3 protein-coding genes are annotated in these 2,666 nt (G+C 41.5%); 1 reads left to right on the top strand and 2 read right to left on the bottom strand.

Features of this window, described 5'->3' with window-relative positions; translation table 11 throughout:
* Together A3761_RS17510 and A3761_RS17505 are read right to left on the bottom strand one after the other, a co-directional pair.
* Positions 1 to 592, bottom strand: a 592-nt coding sequence (locus A3761_RS17510; RefSeq protein ID WP_068750600.1) for a hypothetical protein, incomplete at its 3' end; no start/stop codon positions are given.
* Between the two features lie 101 nt (positions 593 to 693).
* Complete coding sequence (locus tag A3761_RS17505) at positions 694 to 1,164, bottom strand: GFA family protein (protein WP_068507378.1); 471 nt, start codon at positions 1,162 to 1,164, stop codon at positions 694 to 696.
* Between the two features lie 694 nt (positions 1,165 to 1,858).
* Here A3761_RS17505 and A3761_RS17500 point away from each other — a divergent pair.
* Positions 1,859 to 2,666: DUF3348 family protein (locus A3761_RS17500; RefSeq protein ID WP_197473094.1), on the top strand; the 808-nt coding region annotated here is incomplete at its 3' end.

Genomic DNA, 2,666 nt, shown 5'->3' with positions numbered 1-2,666 from the left:
TATGACACGTAATACGGTCATAGCTTTCTACAAGAGGGTGCTTGGCAGAGTAACTCAATTGATCTACGAAAGGTTGCAAGTCCGGAAGCGCTGCGATCATGACATCAATACGCTTTACTTTGAGCTTTTTCAAGTTCTGGGCGTCTTTGTATACTTTGTCTAGTTTTATTTTTTCGCTAAGTCTATGTTTATAATAGTTCTCGTGCACATGTACGGCACCCACATTAAGTCCTTTAAGTTGACTGGAGCTAGTTAAAGGGCTTTGGTCGAGAGGGCTAAACATATAATAAGCGAAGGCACCTAGTGGAAAGCTTGCAATGATATTCTCATTTCCTAGCTTTTCTTGCATCACTTGCGTGAAAGAATAAATGTAGTCTGTATGGCCTTGCTCAAATGATACCAGGGCTCGTTTATAAGGCGTATATGATTGAATGATTTTGAAAGGCATATCTGAAATAGCTTCGTTCAGAATGCCTTGATAGATGCCAGACTGGTCTTCCTCAATTAGGCTAGTGATATGAGGCGCTGCTATCGCTATAGTTTGTGCGTCTGGTGATTTTGCGTGAACTAGACTACTAAAAATGCAAAGCAATAATATAAGATAATATTTGAGTATGCTCGAAATAAGCCTTTATAACGATAGAACTAGTGTCTTATATTAAAGCATAAGAATTACTAGAGTGCTCAGTTAACCTAATGTTGTATTAATCCCTTAAGTACAGATTGGCTCACCGCCAGTTCGCTTTTCCAGTATCCGCTAAACTTCGGTAAATTGTCGTCTATTTCTTCACTTCTGCTGTGATAAAAAATATGCCCTTGAGCTGCTGGTAGTGCGCCAGGGTCTTCAAAACGGTCAATGGGAATAAAGGCCAGTTTTAAAAAAGGCGCAAGCCTCAAAAAGCCAACTAATGGAGATTGGCAGTTTTGGCATATACCTCTAGTTAGAGCAGGAGGACGACGATATTTTGCAAACAATAGTTGATCAGATTTGTTTAGCTCAACATTTTTTGCATTGACTACGACAAATTCTGCATAAGGCTTGTTATAGATCTCTTGGCAAATAGTGCAATGGCATTTAAAGCGAGAAAAAGGTTGGGCTCTGACGGTGATTTTCGATGTGGTGCATGAACAGCTAGCGGACTGATGGAAGCTCTGTGATGTCATAAAATTTAGCCTGTTAGCTTTTGTTATTGTTAAGGGCAACGCTATCTCGGACTATAACCCAATAATAGTGCGTGTTAGTACTTATACGCAAAGCTATGGTGCATGAGCTTACTGATGTTGAGAGTTATTATTATGTCATTTAATTTAAATTGTTAATAAAATCAATTGGATGAAACTAATTTGTTGTCTTGGCACGGCTAATGCTTTAGTAATAACTGTACAAGGAAGTACGTAATGAAACGATTTCAAAGAGCGAGCCTTAGTAATCAATTATATACCGGATTCGACTCCTTGTTTTCTGCTCAGGCCTTGCAACGAAGCAAATACTTTTAAGTTATTACGATGATTAAACGGAGAATACCGAATGAAGAAATCAGCTGGTAACACACTGTTTGAATTAACTGCAAAAGAAGAAGCTGTTTGTTATGAAGCCTTAGAGGCTTACTTTGAGCAAATGTATTTTGCAAACTGATATTAGCTAAAGAAGTATAAATAGGAGTGAAAAGGGGGAATGCGAAAAAGCATTCCCCCTTTTTTATTTCCACCGGGAACCACAATATGTGGTGATCAAATCTTGAATAATCCCCCAGAATGGCGATAATGGCCGCCTCTTGAATATAAATATTAGATGCACAGTAAGAAACTTTCCTTGCTTTGAATAGCGCAGATGCGCAGCGTGATCCTTCCTTCAGCTATGAGCCAGAATTCATCCCGATTTATGCCCGGTAGTTCGCGTTTGGTGCGTTCTCTATCAGAGATGCTGCAAGTCGAGCCACAGACTCATCCAGAAAATTTTAGCGAGCGCTTATCGAAAAAAATAGACTTCTCGGGCTCGGTAAAATTAAGTGATGCGCAAGGCATGATCAGAATGATTGATCGTCGAGTCGACGCCGGTTTACTGTCGAACGATTCGGACGAATTGGCTGGTCAGGAAGCTTTAGAAAAAAGCCAGCAGGCCTTTGTCAGGGTAAGAAAAGCCATTAGCCAATCTATCGAGTCAGGCTTTGACCCAGATAAAAGTGTCGGCAGAATAAAGCTGCCTGAATGGGATGAAGCGTTTATTAGCGCTATGCGAGAAGGGCAAGTCGATGACAAGTTGCTAGCCAAAGCTGCTGAACCCTTCAGTAAGTTTTATCGTGCTCAGCAGTCTGATATGTCGGCTAAAGTGCAGGGCTTGAGAGTTTATATTAGTGAGGTGTTAGAGAAGCATTCACCAGAGCTTGCGAAGTTAGTGGTGCTCGATAAAGCTCTCGACGAAGCGTTAAGCGTCGCTGCTCGTAAACAGTTTTTATGCGTACCGACGCTACTCGCCACTTACTTTCGCGAGAGCTTTGAAAGGCCTGCCGGTAAAAATGCCGACCTGTTTGAAACGTGTGCCTTGGATGAGAATATTAAGGCCTTTCTAGCAGCTTTAAAGCGCTTGCTGATGGCAGAGCTGGAAGCGCGCTTGCAGCTCGTGCTGGGCTTGATAGAAGCATTAAATGAAACGGTGCAATCGGCAA

The sequence above is a fragment of the Oleiphilus sp. HI0123 genome, assembly GCF_001635315.1.
This window is presented reverse-complemented; position numbering and strand designations above follow the sequence as displayed.

What these genes read in the sequence shown, in the direction of transcription:
- A3761_RS17505 (WP_068507378.1), bottom strand. Translation starts at nt 1,164, where the DNA reads ATGACATCACAGAGCTTCCATCAGTCCGCTAGCTGTTCATGCACCACA.